Here is a 16,650-nt window from a genome sequence, read left to right as displayed (position 1 = left end):
TGGCTTCATGAATGCGGGCTGCAAGGTCACGGCCGTGGCTTCCCTACCGATTTCCCCGTGGTAGGCTCCGCAGATTGGTCCGGTGTGGTCGACAACCGCCGTGGCTTCCCTACCGATTTCCCCGTGGTAGGCTTTCCGGCTGTTCGGCCAGGCGGTGGCGCAGGCCGTGGCTTCCCTACCGATTTCCCCGTGGTAGGCTGACCGGCCCGAGCGGTGGATAATGCATCCAGCCGTGGCTTCCCTACCGATTTCCCCGTGGTAGGCTCCGAGCGCGGTCGCAACGCCGGTACCTCCAGCCGTGGCTTCCCTACCGATTTCCCCGTGGTAGGCTTCCCGAAGTGGAGCCGGTCGACGCAATACAGCCGTGGCTTCCCTACCGATTTCCCCGTGGTAGGCTGCGCGGCTGACTGCCAAAGACGAAGCGTAAGCCGTGGCTTCCCTACCGATTTCCCCGTGGTAGGCTGATCTCCTGGCGATCTCGACCACGCGACAAGCCGTGGCTTCCCTACCGATTTCCCCGTGGTAGGCTCGTGGCCTTTCGGCACAGCGCCGTGTTTCTGCCGTGGCTTCCCTACCGATTTCCCCGTGGTAGGCTCGCACCCTCAAGGAGCAGGCGCAGGCCTACGCCGTGGCTTCCCTACCGATTTCCCCGTGGTAGGCTACGATCGGCAGAAGTATCTGAAAATGCTCTGATTTCCGCGTGACCCGACAGGCGGAAATCAGAGCAGAACCAGTTGTTGCGATGCCTTTTTCTCATTGAACGTTGCTTCCCCAAGCAACAGCTTCATACGCGCGTACTGACGGTCAGTGACTTGAAGGGTACGAACACTGCCGCGCGGTGGCAAGTTCCTAGTCACCCGCTGCCCGTGTTTTTCCGCAGCGTCGTCGCCGCGACAAACACGCGAATAGACAGACCATTGCAGCATCATAAACCCATCGTCTTTCAGAAATTTCCGAAAGCGAGTCGCGTTGCGACGATCAGTCTTCGTGCCCACCGGCAGATCGAAAAAAACAAACATCCACACGAAACGCACCTCCTCGCTCTTCACGAGTCACGCTCCAGCTCCGGCAATTCGAGAAATGCCGGTTTTTCAGATTCCAACGCACGCGAGAGACTGGCGGCGGCCATTTCGGCTGCGACCAGAAGCGACACCTTTCCGTCGCCCATTTTGCCGTTGAGAAGCAACACGCCAGCCATTTTGCGGCGATCTTCGAGAGTGAGATCACCATTTTTGTCCGTGCCGTCGCTGAACGCTTTCCACGCAAGAACATCGACAAAAGGACGGAAGGGTTCAACGAGATCATCCGCGAGGTTGAAGGCGTTGGCCGCTCCATCATGCTTGAGTCCGAATGCCGGTAGAAAGCCGGAAGCAACCAACGCGCGCGCAACACCAGCGCGCACGACGGCATAGCCATAGTTCAGCATCTTGTTGCGGAGATCGTCGTCGTCATCGCGGACAAAATCCACGAACAAGCGCCCCCAATAGAACCGTGCCGCGCGCGCCTCCACATTTTCCGGATCCCCCGGCTCCACATGCCGAGCTATCTCCTTGAGTGTCTCGGCATGATCACGATCAAGTATTGAGATTGAGGCGGCTTGATTGAGTATCTTGCGACGGACGATTGTTTGCCACAGGCGCTTCTTCACACCATCCTTGGCGTTGAGCTGTAGTCTGGCAATCGCTCCCTGTCGATGATGGCGATGAAAAGGCAGGGCAAGGCCCGAGGGTGTGTGCCGTTCGTCGGTAAAGACCAGCGCTATTCCGGCATCCATGCACGCGCTCATGAGTGCGCTCGATAACGTTGCTTGCGGCGTGTCGATGACGATCCACGCAATATCTTCGAGGGCGAGCCGAACCTCGCCAGCATCTTGCTTCACGCAAATCTGGCTGTCAGCAAGTGAAAGTCGCGCTGCCTGCATCAGGTGCAGGCCTCTCCACGCCATGTACGCACCTCACGCGGAATTTCAAACTTTCGACCTACGCGATCAATGGTGAATTTGCGAAAGCTGGAAAGTGTCTTGATGCCAATGCTTCGAATTGTTTCCGAATTGGTTGCCATCGGGGACAAATTAATCGCACCTGTCGTCCGATCCATGCTCCGGTAATATCCTTCGATCAACTCGCCGTTTGACTTCACAAGTTCGAGGTAACTCATTGGATTGAGTGACCACGCAAATTCAAAGTTACCATCAATGAAAGTCCAATCACTTTCGGCTTTGTAGGCAATAACAGCTTTGTTTGGTGGAGATTCGGATGTAGCAATTTGGTGCGGATAGATTGGCACGACAAAGAATTCCCATGCCCCCTTCTTGTTCCTCCTCCTGAAAATATCCACACGCGCCATATCGCCGCGATCGACGGTGCCCCCGTTTATTTCGACGGCCACCTTGTCCTTTGTCTCAACTCGCACTTTCCGAATGATGTCGCCCTTTGGCGACAACGGTGGTTTGTCCTTGGGTTTTCCGGCCACGATCCACGCTCGAAGATTTGCTACCAACTCATCGCGCAATCTTTTGGGATCTGTCACCTTTCCATAAGGTTCCGGAACCGGGACTTTTTCCAGATCCTTTTCCGTCAGCTTTTCAACCGGCTTTCGTTCAAAGACTATTCTGTTGCCATCAATTTCGCGGATTTGTTTGATAGTGGCGTCATGAACCTTGCCCCGCGCCCGGCGACGCTCAGCGCGGGAAACGAAAATTCCAGGCGTGGCGTCGGAGCCATAGACCGTCCGTTCGACATCGATTCGGAAGCCAGGCCATGGCTGACTGCAATGGAATATATCGTCCTGGCGTCCCTCACGTTCACGTTTCTGGACTTCCAGCGTCAGACGGTTCAGCAAACTCTCTGTCGTGGCAGCCAGCACAAGTGCATCCACTGCGTGGTGCCGGTCATCCTCAACTCGCCTTCCATCCTGCTTCTTGAGACCTTCAAGCCCCCATGCGCGCCTCAGCTTGGACGTGATCGCGCCGGGGCGTGTGAACACCCGACGCTCTCCCTCCGGGGCGGGAAACATTCGCTTGAGTTCGTCGGCGAGCAATCGGGTCGCCCATTGCGTATCGGTCAGATTGCGTGCCTTGAATTTATCCTCGATGCACGCCGCATCCTTGATGCTGTAGTTGCGCTTCTTGCGCCCCTTGACTTCCTTCAGACCCTCGACGCGGGCGGCATATTCCATCCAATCGGGTTCTGTCTTGTCAGCATCGAACCATTCGAAGGGCGTTCGTCCGCGCTTGTTCTGATTGGCCTTGGTGGTGCAGAGCGTTTTGTTCAGATACGAATCGTCGCCAAATCGACTCCATGGCAAAATGTGGTCAACCTGATACCGGGTGTCATTTGCCGAGATGCCAGCGGGATTGATCGCATCGCCGGAATAGATGCATTTGAAGTTCTGCTCTTTGGCGAGTTCGTATCGCAAGAGTTCATCATCGCTGGGCGGACGACCGAGAAGCTCTTCGGCTTCCTTTCGGCGTTTTTCCTTCTCGACGTTGCGATCTTCGATGCCCTTTGTGATCTTTGCACGCTCTTCCGCGCTTTTGCCGACAGAGCGAGCGAGTTCGATATGAACGAAATCAATCGGGCCATATTCCCTCGCGACCGCTCTGACCTGCTTGATCGCCTCGCCAAACGCCTTGCGCGTCACCGGACTGCCGATCTGTTCAAGGGAAATGGATGGTCGTGCTGCGTGGTCGTAACCGACGCGCGCGCAGGCTTCCGAGTAGACCAACCCCTCCCGAAGTCCCGGAGCGATATTGCGCGCGGCCAGTGCCGAGATATGCGCCGCTTTGGTAAAATCCCTGAAATCGCCGTTGGCCGCTGCGTGCATTATGCCGTCAACAATCACAGCGTCGAGACCAACCTCCTCAAGACCGGTACGGATCGAATTCATGTCTTCACGGAACGATAGAATCTCTGCGATACGGTCAAGCTTTTCGGGCGTTCGCAACAAAGATCGCCACGGCGCGTCACCAAGAGCATCCTTCAGCGTCTTGGTTCCGTAGGCCGCTCCACCGGTGCGTGCCGCAACATCAAGCGTGCTTTCTTTTTCCTTGGCGACGTCCGTAAAGCGGGCGTTCGGATCAAGGTCGAGCGTTTCGCGCAGGGATTTGAACGTGATTGTTTTCTTGCTCTCGCCGAAGCCTTTTGTTGCGAGCGCAATTTCCTCCGCCGTCAAATTTCGCTCAGGTGACCGGCCGATCACCAATTTCAGATTTGCCAGGCGAGACAGGAAGCGGAACAGTTCAAACGATGGTGCGCGGCGCGCGGCGCGCTTCTGTCCTGGCTCAAACGGGCAATCCCCCACCATGTCTTCGCTGTCCTGCAGCGGCCGTTGAAAGAAAGCCGCGTCCGCAAATACTTGTGAAAACTTCTCGCTCGCAATCTGGCTCCCAAATCGAGTTTGAGCACGGGAGATCGCATGGACTTCATCTTCGAGATCGGAACGTTTCGCCGTATGTGAATAATCCTTGTCACGATTGCGCTTTCGATCCGCGAATTTTGGGTCGTTGGCTATCATGTCGCCGAAAGAATGATACTTCGCGAGCCCTTCGCGAGTGGCCTCCATAGCCTTTTTCATCTTGGAGGTTTCGTCGGCAGCATTCGCGCCAGCCTCGTTCTTTGAATTCGAACGAAAGCCACGGTGCCGGGCGATATGGCCAAGTACAACCGCCAGTTCGTCGTTCGACAAGAGGCGCTCGTGCGCAGCAGCACGAAGCATCCACGGTGTAACCTGTGATCCGGACTCTCTTGGTGTGATTCGGCGCAACGCGTTGTGGAGAGCATCGGGCGATTGATCGATTAGTACACCGTATTCAATGAGCAGTCGCCGGATGGCATTCATGCGTTGCCGACGGCGGCGGACGATACGACGCTGACCTCGCGCCGTCCGACGCGCCGCACTTTTCGGTTCGCCAGTCTTATCAATCAGAGGGGCGTCAAAGCAGCGAACACCGGTGGCGATGATGCCTCCGTCGGCTTCACCGACTTCAATGATCCCCCACCCGCAAGATGCGATGCCAAGATCAATTCCGAGGATACGCCGGAGAGTACGCTCGCCCATCACGCCACCTAAAAATACGCACAACTAAGAATAGAGTATTGACCCTCCATCGCAATTCGGCAATCATGAAACGGGAAATCGGTAGGAAAGCCACGGCAAGCATCGGAAACTTTGGTTTCCTTTGCGAAGGATTACCCCCGTTGCGGAAACGCGACGGGGGGATTCATTGTATGTCGAATCGACGGCAGCCAACAGAACCCGGCGCTCAGGCCGCGACTTGGCTTGGCCTCACGAGAAGATCGGCAGGAATCTTCCAGGCCTCGCTGATCTTGTGGATCATCTCGACGGTCAGGGCGCGCCGGCGATTGAGCAATTCCGATGCACGTGATCGGGAGCCGAGCAGATCGGCGAGTTCGGCTTGCGAATGTCCGAGCTCATCGATGGCGTAATTCAGCAGGTCGATCGGATCGGAGGCGTCGATGTACGGCCATCGGATGTTCGGCCATCGGCCGTCTTCATATTTCTCGACGAGCGTTGCAAGAATGTCCAGCTTGTCCCCCTCTTCGGTCCCGGCCGCTGCGCCCCACAGCTTTTCGATCTCGCGAATTGCTGCAGCGTGATCGTCGTCGTTTCTGATCGGGTGAATTTCCATGCTGCGTTCCCTAGAATTGCGAGACGGTCATGGCATCGACCCGATGGTACTCGGCATGCGCCCGCCCGCAAACGCGAATTTCCCGAGCCCATTCAACAAATCTACCCGACGGGCAAATCACTTCTGGTTATCGGAAATCATGTCAAGCCCCTCGCGCAAAAATATTTCGGTTTATCAGAAACAAAACCTGGGCTATATCAGTAGCCATCCCGTCCCATCCAGAGGGGCGTTGCGCAAGGTCACCAATGCGGGACGGGGATGCGGTGGACGCGGATGGCGCTCCTGACCCGAGCGGCTGAGGCGGACGGCGAAATCGTGTGGTTCCGACACCCCAAAGGCTGGTGTCAAGTTCGCAGCTTAAGGCAGCGCGGGCGACGGTGGCAAAAGTGCAGGGCTCGCCGAGGAGATCACCTATAAGCCGTAAACCACTGCGCGGGGAGTGCCGGGCGATTCCGGTGTGACCTGACTAACGCGTGTGCTCACTACCAATACCCAGCGCACACGCGTCTTTCGGGCGCATCGGGCGCCCGGCCTCCCCGCGCCCTCTGTTTGGAGGGCAAGGAAATTTTCTGGCAAAGCTCGGGCGAAACGCGCCGCGAGACCGTGGAATTGCGGCTACGAACATGCGGGTGCTTGAATCGGACCGAAGCCCTCACAACATCATTGCGAGGCGTGTCCGCCGAAGCCCGCCTTCGGGCGAAGGCGGATGCGACGAAGCAATCCATCGATCAACCGGGTACCGCTGTGAAATGGATTGCTTCGTCGCAAGGGCTCCTCGCAATGACGTTGATGGATTTGGCGCACACTGCGCGCGCACCCACAACTGTCATCGTCCGGCTTGACCGGACGACCCAGTATTCCAGAGACGCCAGTGATTGAATCGAGAAGCCGCGGCGTACTGGGTCCCCCGCTTTCGCGGGGGATGACGAGTTGTGGTGAGGTGGCCACCGATGCCACCAGAAGCCGTGGCAACGACGCTCGCCGCCTACATCCCGATGTCGAACACGTTCGGCAGGTGCGCCAGCGGCAGCGCCGCGGCGCCGACGACGGTGGCGACCATCCTCATCAGGGTACGGTTGCTGCGACGCTTGCCGCGCATCTGGCTGGCGAGCCATTGCAGGACGGCGACATCGACGACGTTCGCCTGGGCCGGCGCCCAGCTTTCGATGGCGGTGTCGGGCGACAGCGCGACGGTGCGCGGCGGCACGGCAAGGCCGGACGCCGACGCCGCGTGGTGCACGACCGCCTTGGCCAGCAAATCGTCGAACACGCCCTCGTCGCTGCGTTCGGCGGCGGCATCGTTGATCTCGAACAGCGCTTCGGCTTCGGCGCGGCTGACCGGCTGATGCTCGACGGCGGTCGCGGTCAGGATGCGCGCGCACCAGGCGGCGTCATCGGCATCCAGCGCACGGGAAAAATGAACCCGGCCCCGGGTGGTGGGGCCTTCGCCAGTGATCACGCCATCGCGCACCACAGTGAGGGCCAGCGCAGCGCTATCGCGGCAGGAAATCCTGGACGGTTCGAGGACGATGATACGGTCGGCAAGCATTCCGGTAGAGGCAGACATTGGTACACTTCTCATTTTCTTGTTCTGGATCAGCATTTTCATGGGCGCGTAAACGAGTGGTTAACGAATCAAAACCTCGGTCGCGAGATTTTTAGGTAGTTGCCAATTAGTCGCTGTGACCTCCGTCATGGTTCCGGGCATCGTCATCGGGCCGAGCGTGTTGGGCGCGATATCAGGCAATATCGGGGCAGCCCGGACCGGAGCGGCCATGATGGTCTTTTCGCCGCACAAGCGCGGATCGCAAGAAGATGCTACGAGTTCCCGCCTGCGGAGAAGGATTGACCCTTTTTCCGCGCGCCCGTTCACTTAGCTCCCGCCGCCCGCTAGAGTGGCAAGGACAAATTCACCTGTAACTTGAATGAGATGAGGTCGTAAAATGGCTCTCCAGATTGGCGCTGTCGCCCCGGACTTCGAAGCCGAAACCACCGAGGGAAAAATCAAATTCCATGACTGGATCGGCTCCAGCTGGGCGCTCCTGTTCTCGCACCCGAAGGATTTCACCCCGGTCTGCACCACCGAGCTTGGCGCGCTGGCGAAGCTGAAGCCGGAATTCGACAGGCGCGGCGTCAAGCTGATGGGACTCAGCGTCGACCCCGTCGACAGGCACGCGGAATGGTCCGAAGACATCCGGGAAACCCAGGGGGCCGCGCCGAATTACCCGATGATCGGCGATACCGACTTCAACGTTTCGAAACTCTACGACATGTTGCCGGCCTCGACCTCCGGCGATCCCGCGACGCGCACCGCCGCCGACAACCTGACGGTCCGCAACGTCTTCGTCATCGGGCCGGACAAGAAGATAAAGCTGGTGCTGGTCTATCCGATGACCACCGGGCGCAATTTCCAGGAGATCCTGCGCGTGATCGATTCGCTGCAGATGACCGCCAGGCATCGCGTCGCGACGCCGGCCGACTGGAAACAGGGCGACGACGTGATCATCGCGGGCTCGGTTACGGACGAAGAGGCCAAGACGATCTATCCGCAAGGCTGGAAATCGCCGAAGCCCTATCTCCGCATCGTGCCGCAGCCGAAGTGACGGCATCGCCGTCATCCCGGGGCGATGCGAAGCATCGACCTGGGATCTCGAGATTCCCCGGTGCGCACTTGCGCACCTGCGGTCTGGTGCTTACGCACCATCCCGGAATGACAAGGCGGACCCAACAGGCGCCCTCCGCGTTGAGCACATGATGGCCGGCAAACCCGCTTCCCCCCGCATCGTCTGGTTTCGCGACGATCTCCGCCTCTCCGACCACCCTGCCCTGCATGCCGCCTCGAGCACCGGCGCGCCGGTGATTTGCCTCTACGTCCTCGACGAAACCAGCAACTCGCAACTGCGCCCGCTCGGCGGCGCGGCGCGCTGGTGGCTGGCGCAGTCGCTCCGGACCTTGCAGGCGGACCTGACCGCGCTCGGCTCGAAGCTGGTGCTGCGGCGAGGAGCCGCGGCCAAGGTGATTGCGGCGCTGGCGCAGGAGACCGGCACCGAGGCGGTGTTCTGGAACGAGATTGCGCAGGCGCCGCGCCGGGCCGTCGCCGAACAGGTCGCCGCAAGCCTGCAGGCGATCGGTGTTGCCGGCCACGGCTTTCCCGGCGACCTGCTGGCGGACCCGCTTTCCATCCGCAACAAGGACGGACGGGGGTTGCGGGTATTCACGCCGTTCTGGCGGCGGGTGCAATCGTCAGGCGATCCGCCGAAGCCATTGCCGGCCCCGACGACGCTTGCTCCGGCCCCCGATGTCGCGAGCGAGCGGCTCGAGACATGGCGCCTCGAACCCTCGCATCCGGACTGGGCCGGCGGTCTGCGCCAGAGCTGGAAGCCGGGCGAGAGCTCGGCGCAGGCCCGGCTCAACGCATTTCTTGAAACGGGGGTGGCCGGCTATTCGATCCAGCGCGACCGGCCCGATCGCGACGGCACCTCTGGGCTGTCGCCGCATTTGCGTTTTGGCGAGATCAGCCCGCGGCAGGTCTGGCATGCCGCGCGCTTTGCCGCGGCCGCGCGGCCTGCTTTGGCAGGCGACATCGACAAGTTCCTGAGCGAGCTGGGCTGGCGCGAATTCTGCCGGCATCTGCTGTTCGACGTATCAGATCTCGCCGACCGCAACCTGCAGCCGTCCTTCGACGCTTTTCCCTGGAGGCACGACGACAAGGCATTGAGGGCGTGGCAGCGCGGCCAGACCGGCTATCCCATCGTCGATGCCGGCATGCGCCAGCTCTGGCATACCGGCGTGATGCACAACCGGGTGCGGATGGTGGTGGCCTCGTTCCTGGTCAAGCATCTGCTGATCGACTGGCGCTGTGGCGAGAAGTGGTTCTGGGACACGCTGGTCGATGCCGACGCCGGCAGCAACCCCGCCAACTGGCAATGGGTGGCCGGCTCCGGTGCCGATGCCGCGCCCTATTTCCGCGTGTTCAATCCGATCCTGCAGGGCGAAAAGTTCGATCCCGACGGCGCCTATGTCCGGCGCTGGGTGCCCGAGCTCGGGCAATTGCCGGCGGGCCTGATCCATCAGCCATGGAGTGCCGCGCCGCTCGAACTCAAGGGCGCGGGCGTGGAACTCGGGACGACCTATCCGCAGCCGATCGTCGATCACAGACGAGGGCGCGAGCGCGCGCTCGAAGCCTATGCGAAAACCCGTCGTGGTTGAGCAGTCGCGGCGTCCGCTTTACACATTTGAGAAACCGGCTATCGTTGCGGCTTCGACAACACTGGGGGATGATATGGACGACGATAAACCGGTTCTCGATCAAGTGACGGATGCGGTGAGCAGTGCCGCAACGGCCACCGCGGAAGCCGCCAAGACGGTGGTCAAGAAGGTCAAGAAGACCGCCAGGAAAGCCAAGAAGGCCGTCAAGAAAGCGGTGAGCAAGGCAGCGCCGAAGAAGAAAGCCAAGAAGGCGAAGAAGGCCGGCAAGAAAGCCGGCAAGAAATCTTCCGCGAAAAAGTCTGCCAAGAAAGCCGTCAAGAAGACCGCGAAGAAAGCCGCCAGGAAAACTGCGAAGAAGAAAAAGAAGGCCAGGAAGTCGAAGCGCTGATCGCCTCCGGCGTCGCGCTCAATGGCCCCCGTGTGAAAGCCCGGGGGCTCTTGTTTTGAGGCCCGGCCCCAGTCTCACGCCCGCCGGTTGACCACGAACACCGCGGCGGCGCAGGCCACCATGCCGATGATGGCGATGGTATCGAGCCGCTCGTCGAACAGGACATAAGCCATCACCGCATTGCTCTCGAACAGCCAGGCAGCTGCGCCGACGGCGCCGCGCGCGCGGCCAAATTTTCGAAGCCTCTGTTCATTTGCAGGCCCGATTGCCTGAACATATGCTATCCGGCAATCGTAAATCCCGCGGGCCCGCTCGCCGGAAAAACACAGATCGAAGAGACAGGAAATACCATGGATGTTCGTGCCGCCGTCGCTATCGCTGCCGGCAAGCCGCTGGAAATTACCACCGTGCAGCTCGAAGGCCCGCGCGAGGGCGAGGTGCTGGTCGAGATCAAGGCCACCGGAGTCTGCCACACCGACGAGTTCACGCTGTCCGGCGCCGATCCCGAAGGATTGTTCCCGGCGATTCTCGGGCATGAGGGCGCCGGTGTCGTCGTCGACATCGGTCGCGGCGTCACCAGCGTGAAGAAGGGTGATCACGTCATTCCGCTGTATACGCCGGAATGCCGGCAGTGCCCGTCCTGCCTGTCGCGCAAGACCAATCTCTGCACCGCGATCCGCGCCACTCAGGGCCAGGGCCTGATGCCCGACGGCACCTCGCGCTTTTCCATGGGCGGCAAGCCGATCCATCACTACATGGGTACATCCACCTTTTCGAATTTCACGGTGCTGCCGGAAATCGCGGTGGCAAAAATCCGCGAGGACGCGCCGTTCGACAAGGTCTGCTATATCGGCTGCGGCGTCACCACCGGGATCGGCGCGGTGATCAACACCGCGAAGGTCGAACAAGGCGCCAAGGCGATCGTGTTCGGGCTCGGCGGCATCGGGCTCAACGTGCTGCAGGGCCTGCGGCTGGCCGGCGCCGACATGATCATCGGTGTCGATATCAACAACGACCGCAAGGCCTGGGGCGAGCGTTTTGGCATGACGCATTTCGTCAACCCCGGGGAACTCGGCAAGGACCTCGTCCCGCACCTCGTCGACATGACCAAATCGGGCGCCGACCAGATCGGCGGCGCCGATTACACCTTCGATTGCACCGGCAACGTCACCGTGATGCGGCAGGCGCTGGAAGCCTGCCATCGCGGCTGGGGCCAGTCGATCGTGATCGGCGTGGCACCCTCGGGCGCGGAGATTTCAACCCGCCCGTTCCAGCTGGTGACCGGCCGGGTCTGGAAAGGCACCGCCTTCGGCGGCGCGCGCGGCCGCACCGACGTGCCGAAGATCGTCGACTGGTACATGCAGGGCAAGATCGAGATCGATCCGATGATCACCCATGTGATGCCGCTGGCCGAGATCAACAATGCGTTCGAACTGATGAAGCGCGGCGAATCCATTCGCGGCGTGGTGACGTTCTGAGATCACGAAAGCCATTGCCAGCCGTCGGCTGGTCGCCGGTCACGGTCCGTGAAAATACGGATGGGAAGGAAGCACACGCACCAGTCATTAGTCATATTCCAGCGGAATGCGCGCCGATCATCATACCTTAGCAAATTTGGTCTCATGTCGTTGCTGACATGTTCTGATGGTAGCAACTTCATGGCCTCCGCCGACCAACGCGCGCCCGACCAACGCTCGCCTCGTGGCGATCGAGCCGATATCGCGGGTCGGGATCCCTGGACGGAAGCCCCGCGCCACGCCCGGCTCCGACTGCAATTCCGATGGCTGGTAGCGGTTGCGCTGGCAAATCTATCCGTGCTTGCAATCGACCAGCAAAATCTGGGCGATAGCTTTCCAGCTGCCGCCAGCCTGCGACTGTTCGTGGTGACACCGCTTGTGCTGATCGGGCTCGGCGTCAACGTCTGGTCGACAAACCGCCATTTACAATCCGCGGCAAGCGCTGTCGCGACGGTTTCGCTCGTGGTCATAACGTCCCTCATCGGTCAATGGGCGCAGGAGCCGATTGCGAGCCGGTACATGATGGCCGCACAATTCGCGATCTTTACCGCGGCGGTATTTGCGGCCCTGCCCTGGCGCGCTACGCAAATCATGACAGCCGTCGCAATCGCCGCGTACGCACCGATCGTCACCGGGGCGATGCAGGTTCCGCGCCCCCTGGTCAATCTTGATCTGGTCGGTTTCAGCATTCTGATGGCGATTCTCGCGCTGTCCATTCGCAGACAGGAAGAGGTCCGGATGAATGAAATTCTGGCGATGCGCCGCATCGACGCGGCGCGAACGGCCGAGCTGCGCAAAGCCAATGCCAGGCTGTCGCAACTTTCCAGCACCGACGCGCTGACCGGTGTCTTCAACCGGCGCTACCTCGACCTGTTTGCCGAGAGCTGGTCCACCTCACTGGTCCCGTCGCTTGGCAGCGGCGTATTGATGATCGACGTCGACCACTTCAAGCTGTTCAATGATCTGGGCGGGCACGCTGACGGTGACCGTTGCCTGCAGCGGGTCGCCGCGGCGATACAAAGTGCCCTCCGGTCACCGGACGACATCGTCGTCCGGTACGGCGGGGAGGAGTTCGTCGTTATTCTTCCGGCCGCAGATCAATCCGAAGCCCTCGCGGTGGCCGAGCGATTGCGCGCCGCGGTAGGCGACCTGCACATCCCCCATCCGGGTCTCGGGACCGGCGCCGTTGTCACCGTCAGCATCGGTGCATGCGTCGCAACGCCCGGCGAGAACTTCACCGACACTATCGAGCGCGCGGACAAGTTGATGTATGCTGCGAAGAAAGGTGGCCGGAATCGTGTTTCGGCGTGAACCGCACCGGGTCGGCCAACCGATCAGGGCGTGGCGACCTGCTGGGGACCGTGAGAGATGCGCCTGCAATTTCAGACCGTCGATGTATTCACGGGCACGCAATTCGTCGGCAACCCGCTGGCCGTTGTCCTGAACGCCGAGGGGCTGTCGGCCGGGCAGATGCAGGCCATCGCCGCCGAGTTCAATCTGGCGGAGACGACCTTCGTGTTGCCGCCCAGGGACGCCGCGCATACGGCCGAAGTGCGGATATTCACCCCGCGCAGTGAGTTGCCTTTCGCCGGCCATCCCAATGTCGGCACCGCTTTCGTGCTGGCCCGCGCCGGCTCCAGTTACGGCCGGCCCGTCGGCGGCGACCGAGTCATTTTCGAGGAGAAGGCCGGACTGGTCCCGATCGAGATCTTGCGGGAGGGCGCGATCGTGGTGGGTTCGAAACTCGCCTCTCCGCAGCCGCTCTCGGTCGGTGCGGAGGTTGCGGGCGAACTGGTGGCATCGGCTTGCGGAATCCCGCTCGCCGAGATCGAGACCATCCATCATCGTCCGCGCATCGCGTCCTGCGGCGCCCCGTTCATTCTGGCCGAACTGAAGAGCCGCACCGCATTGCTCGGGGCAAGCCCGAACGGCGATGTGTTCCGCCTCGAAGTCAGCAAGCAGCCGGCCGTCAGCATCATGCTGTACACCCAGGTCCATGAGGCCGGGATCGATATCCGGGCCCGGATGTTCGCGCCGCACCTCAATATTCCCGAGGACCCGGCGACCGGCGCCGCCAACGTCGCGCTGATCGGCCTGCTGGCCCACCTGCGCCCGGAGGCTACCCTTTCGCTGTCGAAGACGATCGCCCAAGGCGTGGAGATGGGACGCCCGAGCATCCTGAAGGCGGAGGCTGACAAGAAAAACGGCACGGTGACCGCGACCTATATCGGTGGCCGCTGCGTGCCTGTCATGTCAGGGACGATCGATCTGGCGTGAGCGGATCAGAAAAACTCTTCCGGACAGGGATCGACGATCTTCCACATGTCCGTGCCGTTCTTGATCTTCTTCATCTCGTTGGTCAGCCCGCCATTGCGGCTGATCCAGTCCTTCACCGGCCGCGGGTAATAGGACATCAGGTCCGATGTCCCTTCCGAACTGGTGACCTTGATGCCGAAGGTGAACGCCTTGTCGTAATACGCCTGGTGGAATCCGAGGCTGGCGCGCGGCGTCACGCAGACCTTGTTCATCGGCACGATGCCGAACACCATGGTGCAGGCCGAGTTGCAGATACCGTCGATGATGACGCGCTCCTTGCGGTCGCGGATGCGCTCGTACTTCGCCTTGTATTCGGTGACATAACCGCCGTGATCCCGGGTAATGCGCAGATCGGCGCGCGCCGACGAGGTGGCCAGCAGCGAGAGCAACAGCAAGGGCAGAAGTGTGATGCGCATGGATCGATCGGAAACCGGGTAGACGGAAGAAAAGATCGGCCCTCAAGCGGGCCCTCGGAGAACTCTGGCGGCACTATGTTGGAATTTCGTTAAGCATTCCGAAAGGGCAAAAAAGGGGCATCCGACGACGATTTTCTCCAATTTGGGTGGGATTTTACCCCGGGTGGAACCCGAATTGACCGAATATCGACTTCCCTTTCGGAGACGCCGAGCGGTGCCTCTGCCGCAACCAGGGCCCCGCCGCCGGCCCGCGGCTACTGGGCAAATTGATTCGATGCAGAGAATTGCGCGCTGCAGGCGAGCCTGAACGGGCATTCATGTGCGTGGACAAAGTGTCATCGTCCGTTCTGTTGCAAACGACCAGGCGCCTCCTATGTCCCTTGAAACGGGAGGCATCGATGAAGCAATCACAACATTTTCTGGAGAACGCCGAGAACTGTGCCCGGATGGCCGAGCGAGCGCCAGACGAGCCCAGCCATAAACGCTACAAGCGCATGGAAGCAGCCTGGCGAGCCCTCGCGACCGAGCAGGACTGGCTTGATGGCCAAATGCCACCGGTCCGGATTGCGACCAACGGAGACGCGCTAAAACCGCTGCGTGCATGAAACGGCGGCCGACGCCGATCAGCTCTCAGCGCGACTGAATCGTTTGAGAGGTCCACGGGCGTCGATCCCTATGAATTGGGCGGACGCATTGCACCAGCAGCAACCTTTGTTGTGAACCGGCTACAAACTGTCGGGCGTGCGTAACGGGGAAGATTTATCGGCGTTCCGCAACTCTTGTTCAGCCAGATGATAAAACTCATCATCCCTGCCCTCGGGCTTGCCGGCCTGTTCCCAAAGTTCGTAGGCGCGGTGGATGATTTGCTCTTTAGTCGGTTGTTCCATTGTATCTGCTTTCCTGAATGAGAAGCACAACCCGCCGGGGGAAGCTACAAAACCGCAGGCCATGCCGGCTTCGCTCTTGAGAAGAGCGCAGCCCGATAAGGAAAGTCCCGTTTTTCCAACTTGTTCCGGAAGGCCACCACGGCGCGGTTTTAACCGAACGCATCAACGCGAAGCTGCAACCGCAAGACCATTGGCTTCCAAGTCGAGGCCTCGCGGCGAATTGGGTTGCGGACAGCATGGGTGCCCGGGTGCGTGCGGCAAGCAGCCCCGCCCGCGCGGTCGATTCGGCGCATCAGGACGGGATAGCCCTCCCTGGCCAAGTCTGGTAATCGGAGCCGTCGGACGTAGTTCGGCACCCGTTTTCAATGCTCAGGCAGGCGCCCAAAGAAATTGGAACCCAGCTAACACATTGAAAATATTGATGCACTCGTAGCTCAGCTGGATAGAGCATCGGATTTCGATTCCGAGGGTCGGGAGTTCGAATCTCTCCGAGTGCGCCAATTAAATCAAAGGGTTATCGGCCGCCAGGTCGTTTCGACTTTGTGTTTGGGAAACCGAGGGGAAACTCTTTCGGATGGCCCTCTCCCTTTCACCCAGCTCTACAGAATTTTTTTCAGCATGCGCGGAAAAGCAGCGACTCCCCGAAGCAAGCCAAGGTCACGCCAGCCATCGAACGTACAGAACCGTCCGCCCATATCGGTCAAGACTAACAGGCGGGCATTCAACCGGCCGTCGCGCAATAACTAAGTGGTGCCCTCCTCGGCTCCGAACCCGGTCCCCGTTCTGTCCGCCTCGTTAATCATCTCTTCCCAAGGCCATTTGACGGTCGCGTATCTACGGTAAAGCAAAAGCTGCCGGTCTACGACTGACACCTCCTCGGTAGCTTCGTTGTAGCTCAAGACGAGCCCGCGCCCATCTTCGTCCACCTGTAGCTCTTCAAACTTATCCAGGACTTTAGCGAGATTTCCTCGCTGGATTCTGCTTTGCCTAGAGTGCGCGATCTCAAAAATTCGGTCCGCCGACAATCCCCTCATAAGCTCGCTGTCGCTTGACTCTAGAATTACAGCCATCGCATGAGCGTATATGCCGGTGGAATCCTTTCTGTTCCGAATGCCGCCTGATACTCGCTTTGCAAATTGCTGGTAAAGTGGGTTGAGTTGTTCGGCATAATTCATTTCGGAACTCTCGACCGCCGCCGTACTGGCTACCGAAATGGTAGACTGCTGTTCTTCCACTATGCCGAGGTCATCCAGAGCTCCGAGGACTA

The 16,650-nt window shown here is 60.2% G+C and carries 15 protein-coding genes, 1 tRNA gene, 1 pseudogene and 1 CRISPR repeat array; of the genes and pseudogenes, 8 read left to right on the top strand and 9 right to left on the bottom strand.

All coding sequences use genetic code 11. The features are described from left to right. Nucleotides 1-31: 31 nt before the first annotated feature. Nucleotides 32-661: direct repeats of the CRISPR family, unit length 36 nt; unit sequence GCCGTGGCTTCCCTACCGATTTCCCCGTGGTAGGCT. A gap of 58 nt (nucleotides 662-719) precedes the next feature. The 5 genes from cas2 to Q7U29_RS22105 all read right to left on the bottom strand — a co-directional run bounded on the left by cas2 (nucleotide 720) and on the right by Q7U29_RS22105 (nucleotide 7,217). Then, the gene (cas2, locus tag Q7U29_RS22125; protein WP_304744815.1) at nucleotides 720-1,049 is read right to left on the bottom strand and encodes a CRISPR-associated endonuclease Cas2; all 330 of its coding nucleotides are present in this window, start codon (nucleotides 1,047-1,049) and stop codon (nucleotides 720-722) included. Further along, a complete protein-coding gene (cas1, locus tag Q7U29_RS22120; protein WP_304744814.1) occupies nucleotides 1,046-1,945 on the bottom strand; it encodes a type II CRISPR-associated endonuclease Cas1 in 900 nt (299 codons plus the stop codon). The genes cas2 and cas1 overlap by 4 nt, the downstream gene beginning before the upstream one ends. Beyond that, nucleotides 1,921-5,058, bottom strand: coding sequence for a type II CRISPR RNA-guided endonuclease Cas9 (gene cas9 / locus Q7U29_RS22115; RefSeq protein ID WP_304744812.1), 3,138 nt, complete (start codon nucleotides 5,056-5,058; stop codon nucleotides 1,921-1,923). The genes cas1 and cas9 overlap by 25 nt, the downstream gene beginning before the upstream one ends. Before the next feature lie 205 nt (nucleotides 5,059-5,263). Next, nucleotides 5,264-5,650: a type II toxin-antitoxin system HigA family antitoxin gene (locus Q7U29_RS22110; protein WP_304744810.1), complete on the bottom strand. Its 387-nt coding sequence runs from the start codon at nucleotides 5,648-5,650 to the stop codon at nucleotides 5,264-5,266. Between the two features lie 985 nt (nucleotides 5,651-6,635). Then, nucleotides 6,636-7,217, bottom strand: coding sequence for a hypothetical protein (locus tag Q7U29_RS22105; RefSeq protein ID WP_304744808.1), 582 nt, complete (start codon nucleotides 7,215-7,217; stop codon nucleotides 6,636-6,638). Nucleotides 7,218-7,593: 376 nt separating this feature from the next. Between Q7U29_RS22105 and Q7U29_RS22100 the strand changes: the two genes are divergently transcribed. The 3 genes from Q7U29_RS22100 (at nucleotide 7,594) to Q7U29_RS22090 (ending at nucleotide 10,247) form a co-directional block, all read left to right on the top strand. Further along, a complete protein-coding gene (locus Q7U29_RS22100; RefSeq protein ID WP_304744806.1) occupies nucleotides 7,594-8,253 on the top strand; it encodes a peroxiredoxin in 660 nt (219 codons plus the stop codon). Between the two features lie 151 nt (nucleotides 8,254-8,404). Then, nucleotides 8,405-9,859, top strand: coding sequence for a deoxyribodipyrimidine photo-lyase (locus tag Q7U29_RS22095; RefSeq protein ID WP_304744804.1), 1,455 nt, complete (start codon nucleotides 8,405-8,407; stop codon nucleotides 9,857-9,859). Nucleotides 9,860-9,932: 73 nt separating this feature from the next. Further along, nucleotides 9,933-10,247, top strand: coding sequence for a hypothetical protein (locus tag Q7U29_RS22090; RefSeq protein WP_304744802.1), 315 nt, complete (start codon nucleotides 9,933-9,935; stop codon nucleotides 10,245-10,247). A 74-nt stretch (nucleotides 10,248-10,321) separates the two neighbouring features. On the opposite strand, the pseudogene Q7U29_RS22085 reads toward Q7U29_RS22090, so the two are convergent. Then, nucleotides 10,322-10,426, bottom strand: a pseudogene (locus tag Q7U29_RS22085) (EamA/RhaT family transporter); the annotation flags it as partial. 171 nt (nucleotides 10,427-10,597) lie between these two features. Here Q7U29_RS22085 and Q7U29_RS22080 point away from each other — a divergent pair. The 3 genes from Q7U29_RS22080 to Q7U29_RS22070 all read left to right on the top strand — a co-directional run bounded on the left by Q7U29_RS22080 (nucleotide 10,598) and on the right by Q7U29_RS22070 (nucleotide 14,041). Then, on the top strand, nucleotides 10,598-11,725 hold the full coding sequence (locus tag Q7U29_RS22080; protein ID WP_304744800.1) for an S-(hydroxymethyl)glutathione dehydrogenase/class III alcohol dehydrogenase: 1,128 nt from the start codon (nucleotides 10,598-10,600) through the stop codon (nucleotides 11,723-11,725). 336 nt (nucleotides 11,726-12,061) lie between these two features. Continuing rightward, nucleotides 12,062-13,075: a GGDEF domain-containing protein gene (locus Q7U29_RS22075; protein WP_304744798.1), complete on the top strand. Its 1,014-nt coding sequence runs from the start codon at nucleotides 12,062-12,064 to the stop codon at nucleotides 13,073-13,075. Nucleotides 13,076-13,132: 57 nt separating this feature from the next. Beyond that, nucleotides 13,133-14,041 (top strand): PhzF family phenazine biosynthesis protein, encoded by a 909-nt coding sequence (locus tag Q7U29_RS22070; protein ID WP_304744797.1) that lies wholly within the window; start codon nucleotides 13,133-13,135, stop codon nucleotides 14,039-14,041. A gap of 5 nt (nucleotides 14,042-14,046) precedes the next feature. Here Q7U29_RS22070 and Q7U29_RS22065 read toward each other — a convergent pair whose 3' ends face one another. Further along, nucleotides 14,047-14,496, bottom strand: coding sequence for a hypothetical protein (locus Q7U29_RS22065; RefSeq protein WP_304744795.1), 450 nt, complete (start codon nucleotides 14,494-14,496; stop codon nucleotides 14,047-14,049). 398 nt (nucleotides 14,497-14,894) lie between these two features. Between Q7U29_RS22065 and Q7U29_RS22060 the strand changes: the two genes are divergently transcribed. Next, the gene (locus tag Q7U29_RS22060) at nucleotides 14,895-15,101 is read left to right on the top strand and encodes a hypothetical protein (protein WP_304744793.1); all 207 of its coding nucleotides are present in this window, start codon (nucleotides 14,895-14,897) and stop codon (nucleotides 15,099-15,101) included. Nucleotides 15,102-15,221: 120 nt separating this feature from the next. Here the strand turns inward: Q7U29_RS22060 and Q7U29_RS22055 are convergent, their stop codons facing one another. Then, the gene (locus Q7U29_RS22055) at nucleotides 15,222-15,383 is read right to left on the bottom strand and encodes a DUF2934 domain-containing protein (protein ID WP_304744791.1); all 162 of its coding nucleotides are present in this window, start codon (nucleotides 15,381-15,383) and stop codon (nucleotides 15,222-15,224) included. 423 nt (nucleotides 15,384-15,806) lie between these two features. On the opposite strand from Q7U29_RS22055, the gene Q7U29_RS22050 reads away from it, so the two are divergent. Continuing rightward, nucleotides 15,807-15,883: transfer RNA gene (locus Q7U29_RS22050), tRNA-Arg, on the top strand. A gap of 243 nt (nucleotides 15,884-16,126) precedes the next feature. Here the strand turns inward: Q7U29_RS22050 and Q7U29_RS22045 are convergent. Continuing rightward, a partial coding sequence (locus Q7U29_RS22045) for a hypothetical protein (protein ID WP_304744789.1) occupies nucleotides 16,127-16,650 on the bottom strand: 524 nt, incomplete at its 5' end.

This window comes from Bradyrhizobium sp., assembly GCF_030654605.1.
GTDB lineage: Bacteria > Pseudomonadota > Alphaproteobacteria > Rhizobiales > Xanthobacteraceae > Bradyrhizobium.
Note: the sequence above shows the minus strand (reverse complement) of the source record. Positions and strands in the feature narration are given on the sequence as shown.